This window comes from Streptomyces bobili (assembly GCF_002154575.1).
Taxonomy (GTDB): Bacteria; Actinomycetota; Actinomycetes; order Streptomycetales; family Streptomycetaceae; genus Streptomyces; species Streptomyces bobili.
In genome coordinates, this window is record NZ_MUBA01000790.1 from 1 (window position 1) to 1,194 (window position 1,194).

A 1,194-nucleotide genomic window follows, 5' to 3' on the forward strand; every position below is an offset into this window, starting at 1 on the left:
ACCCCCACCAGCCCCAAACGCCTCAGGCGCCTCACTCACCTCAGGCGCCTCACTCACCTCAGGCACCTCACGTCCCCCAGCCGCCCCAGCCCCCCGTAGACCCCCGTGCCGGTGCCGCCTGGCCGCAGCCGATCCAGCACGACCAGCGGCAGCCGGTCAATCCCGGTGCCGCACCGCTGGGTTACACGGCGGCCGTGGAGCTGTCCTCCGACCGCCTGCTCAACAACAAGAAGCAGAAGGCGAAGAGCAGCCGTCCGACGGCCGGCGGTGGCCGGTTCAAGATCGGGGGAAAGAAGGAGGAGGCCGAGCGGCAGCGGAAGCTCGAGCTGATCCGGACTCCGGTGCTCTCCTGCTACCGCATCGCCGTCATCAGCCTCAAGGGCGGGGTCGGCAAGACGACCACGACCACCGCGCTCGGCTCCACCCTCGCCACCGAGCGCCAGGACAAGATCCTCGCGATCGACGCGAACCCGGACGCCGGTACGCTCGGCCGCCGCGTGCGCCGCGAGACCGGGGCCACGATCCGTGACCTGGTCCAGGCGATCCCTTACCTCAACTCCTACATGGACATCCGGCGGTTCACCTCCCAGGCCGCCTCCGGCCTGGAGATCATCGCCAACGACGTCGACCCGGCCGTCTCCACGGCGTTCAACGACGAGGACTACCGGCGCGCGATCGACGTGCTCGGCAAGCAGTACCCGATCATCCTCACCGACTCGGGCACCGGTCTCCTCTACAGCGCGATGCGCGGGGTGCTCGACCTCGCCGACCAGCTCATCATCATCTCGACGCCTTCGGTGGACGGCGCGAGCAGCGCCAGTACGACGCTGGACTGGCTGTCCGCGCACGGGTACGCCGAGCTGGTCTCACGCTCCATCACCGTGATCTCCGGTGTCCGCGAGACGGGCAAGATGATCAAGGTGGATGACATCGTCAGCCACTTCGAGACGCGGTGCCGGGGTGTCGTCGTCGTGCCGTTCGACGAGCACCTCTCCGCCGGCGCCGAGGTGGACCTCGACATGATGCGGCCGAAGGTGCGGGAGTCGTACTTCAACCTCGCGGCGATGGTCGCGGAGGACTTCGTCCGGCACCAGCAGATGCACGGCCTGTGGACCAGCGACGGCAACCCGCCTCCGGTCGCCGCCCCTCCCCTGCCGGGCCAGCCCGGCCACCCCCAGCAGCAGTACCCGTACC

At 69.2% G+C, this 1,194-nt stretch carries 1 protein-coding gene; it reads left to right on the forward strand.

Going from position 1 to position 1,194, the window contains the following annotated elements; all coding sequences use genetic code 11:
- A partial coding sequence (locus tag BZL64_RS37645) for a MinD/ParA family ATP-binding protein (protein WP_167396264.1) occupies positions 1-1,194 on the forward strand: 1,194 nt, incomplete at both ends.